Annotated in this window: 9 protein-coding genes and 2 pseudogenes; 8 read left to right on the top strand and 3 right to left on the bottom strand. The window is 69.1% G+C overall.

The features are described 5' to 3' along the window. The first annotated feature begins 907 nt into the window (after nucleotides 1-907). The 6 genes and pseudogenes from FHS42_RS16405 (at nucleotide 908) to FHS42_RS16385 (ending at nucleotide 6,143) form a co-directional block, all read left to right on the top strand. The gene (locus FHS42_RS16405) at nucleotides 908-2,179 is read left to right on the top strand and encodes a phosphatidylserine decarboxylase (RefSeq protein ID WP_184572939.1); all 1,272 of its coding nucleotides are present in this window, start codon (nucleotides 908-910) and stop codon (nucleotides 2,177-2,179) included. A 137-nt stretch (nucleotides 2,180-2,316) separates the two neighbouring features. Beyond that, a pseudogene (locus tag FHS42_RS16400) lies at nucleotides 2,317-2,799 on the top strand (transposase); the annotation flags it as partial. 94 nt (nucleotides 2,800-2,893) lie between these two features. After that, nucleotides 2,894-3,283 (top strand): radical SAM protein, encoded by a 390-nt coding sequence (locus FHS42_RS37150; RefSeq protein WP_246494860.1) that lies wholly within the window; start codon nucleotides 2,894-2,896, stop codon nucleotides 3,281-3,283. 26 nt (nucleotides 3,284-3,309) lie between these two features. Further along, nucleotides 3,310-3,648, top strand: coding sequence for an SPASM domain-containing protein (locus FHS42_RS37145; RefSeq protein WP_312866900.1), 339 nt, complete (start codon nucleotides 3,310-3,312; stop codon nucleotides 3,646-3,648). Nucleotides 3,649-3,650: 2 nt separating this feature from the next. Then, nucleotides 3,651-4,445 (top strand): phosphotransferase, encoded by a 795-nt coding sequence (locus FHS42_RS16390; RefSeq protein ID WP_184572938.1) that lies wholly within the window; start codon nucleotides 3,651-3,653, stop codon nucleotides 4,443-4,445. Nucleotides 4,446-5,051: 606 nt separating this feature from the next. Further along, nucleotides 5,052-6,143 (top strand): winged helix DNA-binding domain-containing protein, encoded by a 1,092-nt coding sequence (locus tag FHS42_RS16385; protein ID WP_184572937.1) that lies wholly within the window; start codon nucleotides 5,052-5,054, stop codon nucleotides 6,141-6,143. Between the two features lie 175 nt (nucleotides 6,144-6,318). On the opposite strand, the gene secD is transcribed toward FHS42_RS16385, so the two are convergent. Further along, nucleotides 6,319-8,706, bottom strand: coding sequence for a protein translocase subunit SecD (secD, locus tag FHS42_RS16380; RefSeq protein ID WP_184572987.1), 2,388 nt, complete (start codon nucleotides 8,704-8,706; stop codon nucleotides 6,319-6,321). Between the two features lie 75 nt (nucleotides 8,707-8,781). Then, entirely contained in the window at nucleotides 8,782-9,258 is a 477-nt protein-coding gene (locus FHS42_RS16375) for a hypothetical protein (RefSeq protein WP_184572936.1), read from the bottom strand. Nucleotides 9,259-9,994: 736 nt separating this feature from the next. Here FHS42_RS16375 and FHS42_RS16370 point away from each other — a divergent pair. Together FHS42_RS16370 and FHS42_RS16365 are read left to right on the top strand one after the other, a co-directional pair. After that, on the top strand, nucleotides 9,995-11,896 hold the full coding sequence (locus FHS42_RS16370; protein ID WP_184572935.1) for a TgpA N-terminal domain-containing protein: 1,902 nt from the start codon (nucleotides 9,995-9,997) through the stop codon (nucleotides 11,894-11,896). A 380-nt stretch (nucleotides 11,897-12,276) separates the two neighbouring features. Further along, nucleotides 12,277-14,463 (top strand): GTP-binding protein, encoded by a 2,187-nt coding sequence (locus tag FHS42_RS16365; protein WP_184572934.1) that lies wholly within the window; start codon nucleotides 12,277-12,279, stop codon nucleotides 14,461-14,463. A gap of 847 nt (nucleotides 14,464-15,310) precedes the next feature. Here the strand turns inward: FHS42_RS16365 and FHS42_RS16360 are convergent. Then, a pseudogene (locus FHS42_RS16360) lies at nucleotides 15,311-16,456 on the bottom strand (glycosyltransferase); the annotation flags it as partial. Nucleotides 16,457-16,548 lie beyond the last annotated feature (92 nt).

The following is a 16,548-nucleotide window of genomic DNA, read 5'->3' as shown; positions in this document are numbered from 1 at the left end:
ACCGGGCCTCCTGGCAGCTACCCGGACCGGACTCACACCGGCAGGCGACAACGAGCTTACGACTCAAGATCAGCTACATCACGAAGACCTCCGAGTCTGCTGGGCGCGCGAAAGATCGAGGCTAGTGGGTGCACCTGCTGGAGAAGTACGGCAATTGGCGAGGTCTCCACGACCGGCTGCGGAGGCGGGCCCTCGATGGCTCTGGGGAGCGCATGTTCACCGCTCGCGTGGCTCAGGCCGACGCGAACGAGGACCGTCGCGCAGTCCAGACTACGTACCGGTGGATGGCGCCCTCGCCGAGTGCGACCGCCTAGACGACGGCCGGGCCGACGTCGTCGCGATGCGTTGCCACCGTGGCGTGGAGCGCAGGTCGTGACTGGCCCGACCGGCCGCGTCCGGCGGATCTTCCCGACCACGCCGGGCCGGCATCACGACCTAACCGTCGCCCGCGCCCAATGGGTCGTCGGGTGCGGCTCGAAGAGGCGACCACCCTGCCGGTCCCCAAGGGGGCAAGACATTTCATGGCTGGCACGGGACCATCAGCACAAAGTCCCCGCGAAGTCCATGCCCGAAGGATGGCCCTTTTATCTCTTCCTGTAAGCGTAGGTCATGGGCCTGCCTGGATCGGCTGACACGATGACGGCCACCTGTAAGGAGACCGCGCGGGGCGGGCGCGCGGTGCATGTGGGCGAGCGCTGACACCGGCTCCAGTATCCGGCGACCGGCCTCCGGCAGCGGAACCGGGCCTGTCCCTGGCACGGTGAACTCCCCTGTGCGGGGAGCCAATGCGCCCAAGCGGATGGTTTTGCAGCGCATCGGAGCGACATCGTGAGACGGATGGCTGTAGCTCAGATGCGCCTGGCCAGGGGTATCGGGAACGACATTCCCCGCGGAAGGCGACAGGACAGTGCCCCAGGCCGACGACGCGTTCTCGACAGACCTCAACGAATTTCTCGCCAAAATCAAGCGGTGGTACGCCACCGACCACGAGGGCTTCAAGACCATGTACGACGCAGCGGTCGAGAACGTGGTGCCGTACCCCGCTAACACGCCACCCAATGTGCAATGCGACTGGAAGAAAAAGGACATCGATTTCCTGTGCAACTTCTTCACGGAGTGGCACAAGTGGCAGTCGGGGACCGACCCGGAGCACTATGCGGGGGTCAACAACGGGCTGGACTACATCGAGAAGTTCAGTTGGATCAACTACGAGAACGACTACGGCATGGTCTTTGTCACCTGTGGCCCCGGTCTCAAGATGACTGCCGACTTCACGAACCTGCAAGGCATGCAGATGGACGCACCGGAATCGAAGATCCTCATCGAGAGATGGATCGAGGATCTCGGACCGAAGCGTATGGCCGACTACAAGATCGAGAAGTGGAAGAACTTCAATGAGTTCTTCATCCGGGAAATCGTGCCGGGAAAGCGGCCGATCGACGCCAAGGATGACGACAGCGTGGTGACCGCTCCGGCCGACTGCGTCATCAATATGATCGTTGATGAGCTGACCGACACTACGCCGATTCCGGTCAAGACAGTGACCATGAACGTCAGGCAGTTGCTCAACGACTCCGAGTACGCCGACAGGTTCGTCTACACCGAGGACGCACACGGTCAAAAGAAGCGTGCAGGCGGCACGGCGGTGTCGTGCATCCTGATGCCCGACACCTACCACAGGTATCACGCCCCGGTGACGGGCGAGGTGGTGGAGGCTCGCGATGACATCGGCGGGGTCTACTACGGCATGCGGGACTTTCCTGAACTGCTGAACAAGGGCAACGTCGGCTACGGCTACGACTACGAGATGTTCGACCACTTCCGCCGGGGATACGTCATCATCAAGACGAAATACCTGGACGCCATGGGGAAGCCGGATGGCGAGGGATATGTCGGTCTGGTGCCCGTCGGCCTCAACTCAATCGCCTCCGTGAACTTTCTGAAGAAGTTCAAGGGCCCGATCATCAATCCGGTCCCGGTGAAAAAGGGAGAGGAAATTGGGAACTTCAAGTACGGCGGGTCGCTGAACATCCTGCTGTTCGAGCACGGCCGTTTCCCCGCACTGCAGTTGCTCCAGGGACAGCGCATCGGCGTCTTGCAGCAACTGCAGCGCACCGAGGGCCTGTTCACCGGCTCCTATCACACGCAGTCCCGGCGGCTCCGTTCCCTGACCCCCTGACGCTGCTGCCGAACGGACGGTGAGCTTCTTCAGAGTGGTCACTGATCGGGTGACGCTGGCGGGGTGCGCAACGCACGAGGCTCCTGTGCCGTTGAGGGAGGTGTTCGACGTCTCAACTCATCGGCTCAAAAGCCCCGTTGGTTCCGTATCCTGCCGCACTCGACCTGCCTCATGCGCTGGTCGAGTGGGTCACCATCCTCATCGTCACCCGCGAGGGTGACCGCCGCTGCAAGCTGCCTGCGCACCAGCGCGCGCTGGTCGCCCTGGTGTACCTGCGCAAGCACGACACCCTCGCGCAGATAGCCGGCGGCTTCGGCATCTGCGTCGGCACCGCCCACGCCTACACCAGCCGCGTCCCCAGCCTGCCGGCCGACCGGGCACCGGGGCTACTGAAGGTCCTACACACTCATGATCCTGACTACGTCCTGCTGCACGGCACCCTGGCGCAGTGCGACCGCGTCGGCGACAGCACAGCCCACTACTCCCACAAACACCGCCGCCACGGCGTGACCATGCACGTTGTCACCAACCCGGCCGGCAAGGTGCTGTGGATCTCGCCCGCACTGCCCGGCCGGTGCCACGACCTGACCGCGGCCCGCACCCACCGGATCAATCGAATGACGTCAACCGCCATGGCCATCCTCACCCTGGAGCAGCACCGCTGCAAAGGCTCACTGCTACAACTCCTCTGGGGCGAACGGATCGCACGGGGAGATGTCGCGCGAGGACTGGCTGGGCGTCCTTGAGCAGGCCGCAGCGGGCGGCGTGCGGCGCGTACAACTCATCGGCGGCGAGCCGATGTTGCACCCTGACGCCCTGGTCCTCGCGGACCAGGCGCTGACGCGGGGCCTGGCCGTCGAGGTCTACAGCAACCTCGTGCACGTCTCTGACGCTTGGTGGACGCAGCTCCAGCGTGCGGGCGCTTCGCTGGCTACCTCGTGGTATTCGGACCAGGCCGACGAGCATCAGGCCATCACGGGGCGCCCTAGCTTTCAGCGAACGCGGGACAACATCGTCAAGGCCGTGCAGCTCGGCATCCCCTTGCGTGCCGGCATTGTGGCGATCGCCGGGGGCAGCGCGTCGAACAGGCCAAGCGAGACCTAGCGGACCTGGGTGTCACGCGGATTGGCGTGGATTCCGAGCGGCCCTATGGCCGCGGGGCCAAGGGCCAGGCACCCGACGTGTCTGGTCTGTGCGGCCAATGCGGGGACGGTAAGGCCGCCATCGACCCCAACGGCAACGTGTCGCCCTGCGTGATCTCCGCCGAGTGGATGAGCGTGGGGAACGTCCGTACCGCTGGGTTGGCCGATATCCTCGGCGGCCCGCTGATGACCGACGCGCGGTTGCGCATCCGCCACGCAGCTCGCGGAGGGAAGAAATGCGACCCTGACAAGTGCGACCCCGGCTGCGAGCCCAACGATTCGTGCAAGCCCGGGTATCCGGGCACCGAATGCCCCCCGAGGAACTGAGCATGCAACACGACCTCCCCGAACCAGAGCTTTGGTCACTCATTTACCCGTTCACGGGAAACCGCACCTCCGTAAACCGTACTGAGAGGGGCTTTGATTCGGACCTCACAGCCGTGGTCGAGTGCGAAGAGGGGCCGTTCTTCGTCAAGGCCATGCGCAACCGCCAGGGCGGCCGGCGCGACTCGATCCTTCGAGAGCGGGCCATCGCGTCCACCGTGCGCCCGATCGCGCCGGCACTCGTGTGGGAAGCGGAAGACGATGACTGGATCGTCCTCGGATACGAAGTCGTCTCCGGGCGCCGAGCGGACTTCACAAGCGCGTTAGACCTGGCGGTTGTAGCTGAGCTGATCAATCACCTTCGCACGCTGCCCGCGCCCAAGGTGGCGCAGACGTGGGCGGAGAACCGGTGGGATCGCTTCACCGAACCCGAGACGACAGCACAGCTATTCCGCGGTGGGACGCTCCTGCACACGGATATCCACCCCAGCAACGTCATGGTCGGTGACGGGCGCTCGTGGCTCGTGGACTGGTCCTGGCCCACGCTGGGGGCCGCGTTCATCGACCCGGCGTGCATGGTCGTGCAACTCATCTCCGCGGGCCACACGCCGACGCAGGCTGAGACATGGGCCGCCCAGTGTGAAGGGTGGGCCAAGGCCGATCCCGCGGCCCTTGACGCCTTCGCTCGCGCCACGCATCGGATGTGGGCCACACGAGTAGAGGGCCGGCCTGACGAGACGTGGCTGGGAGCCATGGTCTCAGCAGCTCAGGAATGGACGCGCTACCGAGGACTCACGTAGTCCGAGGCGCCTCCAACGCCGGTCGGAGAACTCATCCACGCAGCCCCCTGCGGCCAGCAGGGGGCTGCGACTTCCCCTGGCCTCCCTGGGCCGGTTTCATGAGACAACAAGCTAGCCCGCGACCCCAGGCCGCCTTCGTCACCCAAGATGCCGCCCGAAAGCTACTGGGAAGGCCCTGCGACACCGTCTCGACGCTGCCTTCAAGGGCCTGCGTGAGAGGGCACACCATATATCGCCAGGCGTAGCCGTCCCCGTCGTTGTAGCTCATCGCTCCTCACCCCCTCCCCAATGGTCATTAGCTCTGGTGCGTATCCACGCCCGCGCCAGCAACCACTCCGCGAGGCCCGTGTCACACTTCCGGCGACGGCGAATGCGGACACGTTCTGTCCTCTTTCACTGCCAGAGTCGGCCCGTGCCTCACGACGAGAACGACCAGGAAGAACCGATCGCCATGGCTGCCCCACCCTGCTCCTGCCGTGACAACGGGCGGGCCCACCCGCTCACTGCGCTCACTGCGCTCACTGCGCTCACTGCGCTCACAATCGCCGTCCTACCCGTGCTGGCTCAGGGGCATGTCGGTGCCGCGCGGACTGCGCAGGAGCCTCGATGACTGTTCTGGACAATCGGGCGCTCAACCGCGCGACGCTCGCCAGGCAACTGCTTCTCGACCGCGCCAACCTGCCCGTCATCGACACTGTCGCGCACCTGGGCGGCCTCCAGGCTCAGGAGCCGCAGGAGCCTTTCGTCGGGCTATGGTCCCGGCTGCGCGCGTTCGACCCGCACACGATCTCAGACCTGTTGACCGAGCGGCTGGTGGTGCGTACCCATCTCATGCGTCGCACGGTGCACCTGGTCACTGCGGACGACGCGCTGGCTTGGCGCGCGCGCCACGACGCCATGCTCCGTCAACGGGCCCTCGGGGCTTACCGCCGTGAGTTCGCCGGCGTGGACCTCGACGAGCTCGCGACGGCGGGCCAAGCCCTGTTGGCAGACGGCGAGCCGCGCTCGATGGCCGAGCTCGGCCGGGTGCTGGCCGAGCGTTGGCCCGAGCCGGGGCCGAGAGCGTTGGGTGAGGTGGTGATCGCCGCGCTCGTTCCAGCGGTGCAAATGCCGCCGCGCGGGCTGTGGCGCGCCCGAGCGGGGGTGCGTAACGTACCGCTCGCGTTCTGGCTCGGCCGCGAGGTGGCTCCATTGCCCCCGAGCGACTCGGACCCGGTGGGTCAGGCGCTGGTACGGCGCTACCTGGCCGCGTTCGGCCCCGCCGCATCGGCCGACGTGCGCGCCTGGTGCGGCCTCGCCGGGCTGCCGACCGCCATCGCGGCCATACGGGACGAACTAGTCACCTTCCGCGACGAGCGGGGCCGAGAACTGCTGGACCTCCCCGACGCGCCACGCCCCGACCCCGAGACGCCCGCCCCGGTGCGCTTCCTGCCGGCCTTCGACAACGCCATCCTCGGCTACCACGACCGCGGCCGGATCATCGACGACGCCCACCGCGGCCTGTCCGTCGCCGGCGCTCGCGTCGTCCTGGTGGATGGCCGTGTCGCCGCCACCTGGAGCGTCAAGGCCGGCACCGTTACGGTCGCCTCGCTGCGTGACTTCTCACGAGCCGACCGTAACGCCGTGGCCGAACAGGGGCGAGCGTTGGCGTCGTTCCTCTCAGCCGGCGAGAGCCACGGCATCGCGATCGAGGCCTAGCCCCGCTGAGCGAGGACGGCGTGCGAGCAGAGCCCCGCCGACAGGGCGGACAGGCCGGCCCGCCGCGTGACCGGCGGGCCGGCCTAACCTCCTGGTCAGGTCAGGCCAGAGAGGCCAGGGTCGTGGTCGGTCCGTGCAGAAGGGTCGAGGGCCGCGGTGTCGCGGCGCAGCCCGATCATTTTACGGGCCTGCCGTGGGGTTTCACTGCGCCGGTGTGTCGGTCGCCCGGCGGCCTGTTCGCCGTGGTGCCCTGCTTCGGGCGAGCGGCTGGCTGTGTTGTCGCTGTTACCGCTGTTGCCGCTGTTGTCGCCGTTGCCGTCCCCGGCCCTTTGCGTGTTGGTGGGTGGCTGCTGCTGTGGGCGTGGAGTTCGACCGCCAGGGGAGCCGCGGTGAACATGGAGGAGTAGGTGCCGACGACGATGCCGATGAGCAGAGCTAGGGCGAAGTCGGTGAGGGAGTCTCCGCCAAGCAGGGCGAGGGCGGAGAGGATGAATGCCGCGCCCATTCCGGTGTTGATGGTGCGCGGAATGGTCTGCAAGATCGCGGTATTGGTGATGTGGGCGAAGGGCGTCTTCGGGTGGGCCGCTCGCAGTTCCCTGACGCGGTCGAAGACGACGACGGAGTCGTTGACCGAGTAGCCGATGACGGTGAGCAGGGCGGCCAGGAATACGCCGTCGATGGGCTTGTTCAGCCAGGCGAACACGCCAACGAGCACGAGCGCATCGTGGGCCATGGCGGCGACGGCTGCCATGCCGAAGGTCCAGCGGAAGCGTGCGGCGAGATAGAGGAGTTGCGTGACGAGGGCTGCGAGCAGGGCGATGATGGCGCCGCGGCGCAGTTCTTCGCCGATGCTGGGGCCGATGAGTTCGTCACGGATCTTTTCCGCTGAGCCTGCGAGATTTTCGACCGACGTGGTGATCCGGGCCTCTTGGGCGTTCGACAGTTCGTCGGTACGCACGGTGAGGGCGTTGTCCCCGGAGGTCTGGACGACGGCTTGGGGGAATCCCGCGTCGGTCAGGGCGTCCCGGGCGCGGTCGGCGGACACCGGCTCGGCGATGGCGTACTCGATGAGCCGGCCGCCGGTGAACTCCACCCCGAAGTCCAGCCCGCGCACCACGATCCCCGATACAGCCAGGGTGAGAGCCGCAGCGGACAGGGCGAGCCATCGGCGCCGGTGGCGCATCAGGTCCGGGCCGCGGCGGTTGAGCCAGTCGCGCACACGGCCGGTGTCGGCGATGCCGGTAAGGCGAGGCCGACGCCGTACGGGGCGGCGGGCGACGGCGAATTCGGCGAGGACGCGGGTGATCACCAGGGCGCTGAGCATGGAGGCCAGGACCCCGATGCCCAGCGTGACGCCGAAGCCGCGGACAGGTCCCGAGGCGAGGAAGAACAGCAGCCCGGCGGCGATCAGGGTGGTGATGTTGGAGTCAGCGATGGCGCTGAAGGCGTTGCGGAATCCTGCCTTCAGGGCGGAGCGCAGGCTCTTGCTGCCGCGGGCGGTGAATTCCTCTCGGGCGCGTTCGAAGACGAGCACATTGGCATCGACTGCCATGCCGATGGCCAGGACGAACCCGGCGAGCCCTGGGAGCGTCAGGGTCGCTCCCAGGGCGGCCAGCGCCGCGTAGGAGATCAGTCCGTAGCAGACCAGTGCCACCACGGCCAGCGCGCCCATGAGCCGGTAGATGGCGATGATGAACAGCGAGGTCAGCACGGTGCCGATGACGGCCGCCTGGGCACTGGCCCGAATGGCATCGGCGCCCAAGGTGGCGCCGACGGTGCGTTGTTCGACGATCTCGACCGGAACGGGTAGGGCGCCGCCGTTGATGAGGAGGGCGAGTTCCTTGGCCTCGTTCGCGTTGAAGGAGCCGGTGATCTGGGTGGAGCCGCCGGTGATGCCGGTGCGGCAGCGCACGGAGGGATCGACTTGGGGCGATGAGATGACCTTGCCGTCCAGGACGATCGCCACGCGACGAGCAGGGTCGCCGGGCGGAACGCAGGCCGCCGCGCCGGTGAGGCGGGCCCACCCGTTGCCCGAGCCCGCGAAATCGACGCTGACGAACCAGCCCGCGCCGCGTTGTTGATCGAGCCTGGCCTCGGCGCCATCGACGTCAGCTCCGGTCAGGGCGGAGGGGCCAAGGCGTAGTGGCTGCCCGGTTTCGTCGGGCACGATGCGTTCCTTCGGCCGCTGGGGAGGGGGCTGGGACGTGTCGTGGTCGCGCTCGGCCGCGCCGAGTACGGGGTGGAAGGCGAGTTGGGCGGTGCGCCCCAGGACGTCGGCGGCCTCTCGCGGGTCCTGCACGTCGGGCAGTTCGACGATGATCCGGTTGTCTCCGGAGCGCACGATGGTGGGTTCGCTGACGCCGAGCGCGTCGATGCGGCCCCGCAACACCTCCATGGTGCGTTCGGTGGCCACCGAGTCGGCCTTGGCGGTCGGTGAGTTACGGGTTTCGAGCACGATCTGGGTGCCGCCCCGTAGATCGAGGCCGAGGTGGATCGGCACGGTGGCGGCGATGTAGAGCGACAGGGCAACGACTGCGAGGGCGAAGAACGCCCGTACACGCATGGCGCGCGTCAAGAGTGCCTCCAGCAGGCATACCGCGCCGCCCCTGGGCAGCGCGGAAGAAGACAAGGGGAAATGTCAGGTGCCTGCGGAGGGCGGGGGCGCCCGCCCGATGTGAAAAACGGTGTGCTCGGGAGGCTTGGCCGGCTCCGGCGCCGAGGGCAGTGGTGCCCCCGGTTCGGGCCGCAGCAGCGCGGGGCACTGCGGTAGGGGCCCGCCGTTGGGCGGCGGGGCATGCCGCTCCCCGGGGATTTCTCGGTGTGCCCGTACAGCGCCGCACAACGTGGTGTGGCACGGGGCATCGGCGTGCGCATCGGCGCTACTGGTAGCGGCGGATACGGCGGACGCCCACGATGCCGGGGCGCGCTGGGTCTGCTCGGCGGAGCCACCCAGCACGGTGAAAAGGCCGACGAGGGCGAGCAGCGCGGTCAGCAGCCGGCCGGCGGTGGCTGTCTGGCGTGGGTGGCGGCTACGAGAGGCCGCACCGCGGGAGGCGGGAGGGGCAGCGGTGGGGCGGGAGACGGGGCGGGAGGTGGCGCGGTGCGGCTTGGCCATGCGCGCTTCCTCCTCGTCGGCTCGGGCGCCCCGCGGCCCGGGTCCGGATGGGAGCGGGTAGCTAGGTTGGCTCGGTGTGGGGCGGGTTCGGGGTCGGGGTCGGGGTTCGATCGGGGCGGCCCGGAGGCGTAGCGGATCAGCTCCAGTTGATCGTGTAGGCCGAGCTTGTGCAACAGGTTCGCCCGATACGCAAGCGGCCGGGCAGAGCGGCAGCACCTCGCTGTCAGCGGGTCACTGCCAGCGGGTCACTGCCAGCGGTTGCGGCGGGTCACCGTCAGCGGTCGCGGTCACCGGGTCGCGTGCGAGGAGCAAACAGCTCGCAGCCCTCTCTTACGCTCCCGGCACCGGCCGCCTCTTACGCTCCCAGCACCGGCCGCATTCGCCGTGTATGCCGAATGGTATTCTTGGTTTCCGTATAGATACATCATCGTCGGGTGCTGGTCCGTTTTCGGCCAGCACCTTTCGCGTTGTGACGAGGACGTCGCCGGGCACCATTGTCCGGCCGTCGGTGGGGCGTTAGCGCTGGTTGCGCGTGGGGGGCTGCGGTCAGGGCCGTGTCATTGCGGCCGGGGGCCAACTCGGACTAGGCCAACGCTGGGGCGCTACCTGTTAGTTGTCGGCTTCTGGCGCTGTGTTAGCGTCGAAGGCCGCCCTTTAACCGGATCTGCTGGGCAGGCCCCGGGGGCCGGGTCGATGACATGGCGAGACCTCGGGGAAGACTGGGGAGAGAACCGCAGTGACCACCGACGGCCCGACCCGGGCCGATGACAGCGGCGACGATGCCGCCACACATTCCACCTGGGCGCAAAGGCAACCCACCGTCCGCCGCAAGGCTACGGTTGCCGCTTCCGCGATAGACAGTGGCGGCAGACGCGAGCGGATCGCGCACCGCGCGGCTCGCCTCATGGCGCACCCGGTGGCCGCCTCGCTGGTCCTGGCCGCCGTGCTCCACCTGTTGTGGGTGCTGCTGATCGCCAACAGTGGTGGCGATCTTGCCGCGCAGGATGCCTGGGCGACCTTTGCGACGGAGCACCCTGAGTCCGCGTACAACTTCGCCTGGTTCGGCGGGATGCACCCGGTTTCGTACAGCGTGATCTCTCCGTACCTCATGGCGGGGATCGGCGTCCGCACCACGATGGTGATCGTGGGCACGTTGTCCGCCGGGCTCATAGCGCTGCTGCTGGTGCGCAGCCATGCGGTGCGCCGTCCGATGCTGCCGGCCCTGTACGGGGCGGTGGCGCTGACCTGCAATGCCGTTTCGGGGCGGGTGACGTTCGGGCTCGGTTTGATGTTTGGGCTCGCGGCGATCGCGGTCATCTTCGCGTGGCCGCGAAAGTGGCGCTCCCAGCGCTGGACGCACCGGCTGGCGCGGGCGGGGGCCGCCGCGTCGATGTCCGCGCTCGCGACCGCTTCAAGTCCGGTGGCCGGGCTCTATGTAGGCATCGTGGCCGTGGCGCTGTGGTTGACCAAGCGCCGCCTCGCCGCGTACGCGCTCGGTGTGACGCCGACGCTTGTGGTGGCGCTCTCGGCATGGCTGTTCCCGTTCTCCGGAACGATGCCGATGGAGTTCTCCTCGACGATCGTGCCGTTCTTGAGCGCCGCAGCGGCGTACTTCTTCGCGCCCAAGCAGTGGCGTACGGTTCGGGTCGCCGCGCTGCTCTATGGGCTCGCGGTGATGCTGGTCTGGGCGATTCCCTCGCAAATCGGCTCCAACATCACCCGCTTCGGCATGATCTTCGGTGGCGTGGTGTTGCTCGCCGTGGTGCCTCCGTTCAAGATGCCCCGGCTGAGCCTGTCACGGGCGTTGAGCCGCAAGTGGGCTGCGTTGACGCTGGCCATCGCGGTGGTGGCGATCGGGCAGGCCTCCCAGTCCACCGCCGACGTCATCAAGACAACACCGTCCGAATCTTGGGCGCGTGAGCTGGAGCCGCTGCTCGACCAGCTCGAACAGGCGGGCGCGGAGCGCGGGCGGGTCGAGGTGGTTCCCACCCAGAGCCACCGCGAGTCATCGGCCATCGCCCCGCACTTCAACCTGGCCCGTGGCTGGAATCGGCAGGCGGACAAGGGCCGCAACCCGCTCTTCTATGACAAGACGCTCACCTCGGCGAGCTACCGCGCGTGGCTGGGGCGTTGGGCCGTGCACTTCGTCGTCTTGCCCAAGGACCGGCTCGACGGGGCGGGCGAGGCCGAGGCCGAGTTGGTGGTCGATGGGCAGCCGTACCTGGAGAAGGTGTGGTCCGACGAGAACTGGAAGCTCTACCGGGTCAAGGACCCCACACCGCTGGCCGATCGGCCCGCCACCGTCAAGCGCGCGGCGGCCGACGAGCTGACCATCGAGGTGGACACGGCGGGGCCCGTCCTCATCCGGGTTCCGTACTCGCCCTGGCTCGGCCTGATAGACAGCGAAGGCCAGAACGTCGCACCGCCGCATGAGGGCAAGAACGACATCCTTCCGCAGAACGTCGAGGGCTGCTTGACCAAGGAGGTCCAGGAGGCCCCGAAGGACGAACCCGAGGACGTGTGGACCGTACTGCACGCGCCCCAACCCGGGACGTACCACATCGGCGGACGCTACAAGTTCCCACGCGGCACGGCCTGCCCCGATGAGCTGGTGGAAGGCGACAGTTCGGGGCGGTAACCGCTCGCACCCTGAGTGGTGTACTGATCACGAACTGTGCTGAGCGGTGCCGAGCGCTGACGCGTGGTGAGGGGCCCCCGAGCGGGGCCCCTTGGCATGTGGTGGGCATGTGGGCATACGGCATGTAGAAGCACGTAGAAGCATGTAGAAGCCGCGTACGGATGCGGATATGGACGCGGCACGTGCCGCGGGGCTCGGGCCGCCGGGGTGGGGTGGCGGGTCCGCGGGGTAGCGGGCGTAATTCGGGTGCCTGCCGGGTGGTGAGGGTGGCAGAATGCCGTCGCGATATCCGTAATTTCTCAAGGAGTGGCAGATGCGGCGAGTTTTCGGAATCTCCCAGGTCCCCTATCTGACGAGTGTTTCCGAGGAATTCGCCACCCATGACCACCTTGAATATCGGCATTCTGGCCCATGTTGACGCGGGCAAGACCAGTCTGACCGAGCGGCTGCTCTTCGATGCGGGCAGCACCGAACGGCTCGGTAGCGTGGACGCCGGAGATACGCAGACCGACACCGACGCCATCGAGCGACAGCGCGGCATCACGGTACGTACCGCCGTAGCGCCGTTTATGGCCGGCGGTCTCCAGGTGAACGTGATCGACACACCAGGGCACCCCGACTTCATCGCCGAGGTGGAGCGCGCGCTGAGCGTGCTCGACGCAGCGGTGCTCGTCCTGTCCGCCGTGGAGGGTGTGCAGCCGCAGGCCCGGGTCCTGATGAAGACGCTGCGGGCGCTGCGGTTGCCGACGCTGCTGTTCGTGAACAAGATCGACCGCTCTGGTGCACGCGAGAGCGAGTTGCTCGCGGACATCAGGCGCAAGCTGTCCCCGCACACCGTCGCCGTGAACGAGGTGCGGAACGTGGGCACGCCGAGCGCCCGCGTGCGCCCCCGTTCCCTCACATCGCCCGCCATTGCGGCGCACCTGACCGAGGTGCTGGCCGAGCAGGACGAGGCGTTGCTCGCGCAGTGGGTGGAGGGCGGCCGTACGCCGTCGCCCGAGGCGCTGCGGTCCGCGCTGGCCGCGCAGACGGCGGCCGGGCTGCTGCACCCGCTGTACTTCGGCTCCGCGTTGACCGGGCAGGGCGCCGACGCGCTGGTGGAGGGCATCTGCCGGCTGCTTCCAGCACCGCATGGGCCGCGCAGCAGAAACGAGATGCGCGGCACGGTCTTCGCCATCGAGCGCGACTCGGGCGGCGCGAAGGTGTGTTACGTCCGGATGCGGGCCGGGACGCTGCGCCGGGGCCAGCAGGTCGCCCTCTACCGGGCGGCGCCGGATGGCGTGGTTGCCGAACAGCCCGGTCGGATCACCGCGTTGGAGGTGGTCAGGCCCGAACGGGTCCCGGCTGCCCCGGATGCACCGGACGTGCCGGATCGTTCGGGTGCGTCCGATGCGTCGGGTGAGCTGGCCATCGTGGAAGAGCCGATCGTCACGGGTGAGCGCCTTGCGGGCGGACGGGACGCTTCCGCTGGGCAGTTCAGGGCTCGCGACATGGCAGGTGGGGACATTGCGCGGGTGTGGGGGCTTGCACAGGCGCGGGTGGGCGACCGCGTGGGGCGACCTGCCGCGTCCGGTGAACAGGCGGCCCTGGTCCCGGACCTGCCCCGCTTTCCACCGCCTGGCCTGGAGTCGGTCGTCGTACCGCGTGACCCCGGCCGTGGCCCGCAACTGCATGCCGCGCTGACCACGCTCGCCGACCAGGACCCGCTGATCGGCGCGCGTACCGCTCCGGGGCGTGGCACCACCGTGCTGTTGTACGGGGAGGTGCAAAAGGAGGTCATCGCGGCGACGCTGCACCGCGACTTCGGCATCGACGCGGACTTCGAGCCGAGCCGGGTTCGGTGCGTGGAGCGGCCGGTGGGCCGGGCGGAGGCGTACGAGGGGATGGACGAGCCAGGCGGTCACCTGTTTTGGGCGTCGATCGGGCTGCGCGTCGAACCGGGGGCACCGGGCTCCGGTGTCGGCTATCGCCTTGGCGTCGAGCTCGGTTCGTTGCCGCTGGCGTTTCACCGCGCGATCGAGGTCTCCGTACGGGAGGCTCTCGAACAGGGGTTGTACGGGTGGCCGGTGACCGACTGCGTCGTCACGCTGTACCGGAGCGGCTTCAGCAGCGTGATGAGTACGGCAGCGGACTTCCGCAAGCTCACTTCGCTGGTGTTGCTGCCGGCCCTCGCTGGTGCTGGCTGCCAGGTCTACGAGCCGTATCACGCCTTTGAGTTGGAGGTTCCGCCGGTTGTTCTGAGCGCGGTCCTTGGCGTCTTGTCCGGGCTGGGGGCCGAGGTGACGGAGTCGGCTCCCAGCGGCGCACCGACGTCAGGAGCCGGCGCGGGTACGGGGTCGCAGTCAGTGGATGCTGGGCAGTGGTGCGTACGGGGTGCGTTGCCCGCCCGGCAGGTGTCTGCGATCCAACGCCGGTTGCCGGGGCTGACGGGGGGCGAGGGCGTGTGGTGGTCGCGCCCATCCGGTGACCGGGCGGTCACCGGGGTGATTCCTCGGCGTGAGCGTACGGACGGCAATCCACTGGACCGCGCGGAGTATCTGCGGCACCTGTCGCTACGGGAACGGTAGGAAGCGACAGGAAGCAGTAGGTAGCAGTAGATAGCAGTAGATAGCGGCAGGAACCGCTAGGAAACGGTGAGTACCCGTGGGGAACGGCGGCAAGCTGCCCGTTCCCCACTGGGGCCTGCGGCGGGGTGGGCGCGGTCGCTGATGGGCGGTCAGCGTGGGTGGGTGTGGGAGGTTTCGGGCCATGGGGCCCGGTGGAATACCTCAGCCTCATCGCAGGTCAGTGGGTGCCCCGTCCGGTGGGGCCGGAGGGAGCGCGGTCGTGGTCATGCGCCGTCGAACGCGGCGAGCGCTGTCGCTGTGACCGTCGTCAGCGCTGCCCTGCTGTTCACCGGTCTTGCCGTGGGGACCAAGGGAGGCGGGTGACGGTACGGCCGCGCCGCACGGCGCACCGCCTCCTGCGGCCAGCGTGGCCCCCCACGCCTCGGCCGCCGAGCCGCCCCCCCTCGGCCCCTGCCCCTGGGGTCACACCGGTCCCGCGACCGCTTCGGCTGCGGCAGCCACCCCGGTTCCGGCCCCGACCGCCCCGACCGCCCCGGCCCCTCCCGCGCCGCCGATCACCGGCCGCCAAACCCGGCAGCCGGCCGCGCAGCCATGACCGCCAGGCCAAAAGGCCCGGCATCCGCGTGCGGACGATCCTGGCCAGCGCCGCTCGCGCCGCGAGCTGCGCGGACCGCAGCCACAACAGGGGGCGCAGAAGGTGGCGAGCCACAGTCTCCGCCCCGCCTGCGCCCAGTGGGTCAGCGTTGCTCACCTCACCGACCCTGCTGGGTTCGCCCGCATCACCCGCGTCGCCCGCATCGCTCAGACCGGTTGCGGCGCACCGGCCGCACTGCTGCGGGGCCGCTGCGGGGCTGGGGCCGATGACCTCGCCATACAGCCGGGTCAGCGCCGCGACGACGCGCCGTACGTCGTGTCGCTCCCGCGCGTGGCACGATGCCTCGGCGCCCAACAGGGCGCACAGGCGCGGGTTGGCCAGCAGAGCGGTCACCGCGTGGGCGAGGGCGCCGGGGGCGGCGGGAGGGACCAGGCAGCGCGGCGCGTGGCCCGGTGGGAGGCTTTCGCGGGCGCCGGAAACCTCCGTGAGCACCACGGGCCGGCCGCAGGCCATCGCCTCCAGCGGCGCCAGCGCCATTCCTTCCCAACGCGAGGGCAGCACCACCAGATCGGCCGCTGCGTACCAGCGTGCCGGGTCGCAGGTGGCGCCCGCGAAGATGACATCCGACGGGGCGGCGGCCCGCAGGGCGTGCTGGGCCGGGCCTTCGCCGACCAGGACGAGGCGTGCACCGGGCACCCCGGCCGCGATGCGCGGCCAGGCGTCCAGCAGCACGTCCTGGCCCTTTTGGCGACACAGCCGCCCCACGCAGACGAGCAGGGGCGCCGTATCGGGCACGCCGCGGAGCGCGGGGAGCCTGGTGCGGGCCGCGCGGCGGGCGGCGGCGTCCGCGGGAGCGAAGCGGTGGGTGTCCACGCCGTTGCGCACCACCTCCCAGCCGGCGGCGATGCCGGCTTCCACGCCGCGCCGCCGCTCGTCCTCGCTCACGCACACCAACCGTGCGGCCCAGCGCGCCGCGTACCGCTCCCAACGCACTGCCAGCTCGTGTAGCGCGCCATCGGATGCGTCGAAGGACCAGGCGTGCGGCTGATGGAGCGTCGGCACCCGGCCGCGTACCGCGAGCCGTCCGGCCAGGCCGGCCTTTGCGCTGTGGGTGTGCACCAGGTCGGGGCCAAGGGCGCGGATGATTCGGGCCAGGCGCGCGGTTTCGGCGGGCAGCCCAGGACCTGGGGCGCGGCGCGCTGACCAGCACAGCACCTCGGCGCCTGCCTCGGTGGCCGCTGCGCCCAGGGTGCCGCCCGGTGGGCAGGCGACGACTGGGCGCAGGCCGTCCGCGAGTTGCCCGCGCACCAGGTCGGTGACCACGCGCGCCACCCCGCCGGACACCGGCTGGGAGACATGCAGCACCGTCAGCGGCGATCCGGTGCACGCGCCGGGCAGGTGCTCGCCCCGTGGCGCTCCGCACCGCCTGAGCACCGGCCCCCGGCCGCCCCTTTCCGGCGTCGCGCCGTCCTGCGGCGACCGGTGGTTTT

Source organism: Streptomyces zagrosensis, from assembly GCF_014203645.1.
Taxonomy (GTDB): Bacteria; Actinomycetota; Actinomycetes; order Streptomycetales; family Streptomycetaceae; genus Streptomyces; species Streptomyces zagrosensis.
Note: the sequence above shows the minus strand (reverse complement) of the source record. Positions and strands in the feature narration are given on the sequence as shown.

Coding starts and splice junctions, on each gene's coding strand:
- FHS42_RS37150 (WP_246494860.1), top strand. CDS start 2,894: ATGTCGCGCGAGGACTGGCTGGGCGTCCTTGAGCAGGCCGCAGCGGGC.
- FHS42_RS16390 (WP_184572938.1), top strand. CDS start 3,651: ATGCAACACGACCTCCCCGAACCAGAGCTTTGGTCACTCATTTACCCG.
- FHS42_RS16385 (WP_184572937.1), top strand. CDS start 5,052: ATGACTGTTCTGGACAATCGGGCGCTCAACCGCGCGACGCTCGCCAGG.
- secD (WP_184572987.1), bottom strand. CDS start 8,706: ATGCGTGTACGGGCGTTCTTCGCCCTCGCAGTCGTTGCCCTGTCGCTC.
- FHS42_RS16375 (WP_184572936.1), bottom strand. CDS start 9,258: ATGGCCAAGCCGCACCGCGCCACCTCCCGCCCCGTCTCCCGCCCCACC.
- FHS42_RS16365 (WP_184572934.1), top strand. CDS start 12,277: ATGACCACCTTGAATATCGGCATTCTGGCCCATGTTGACGCGGGCAAG.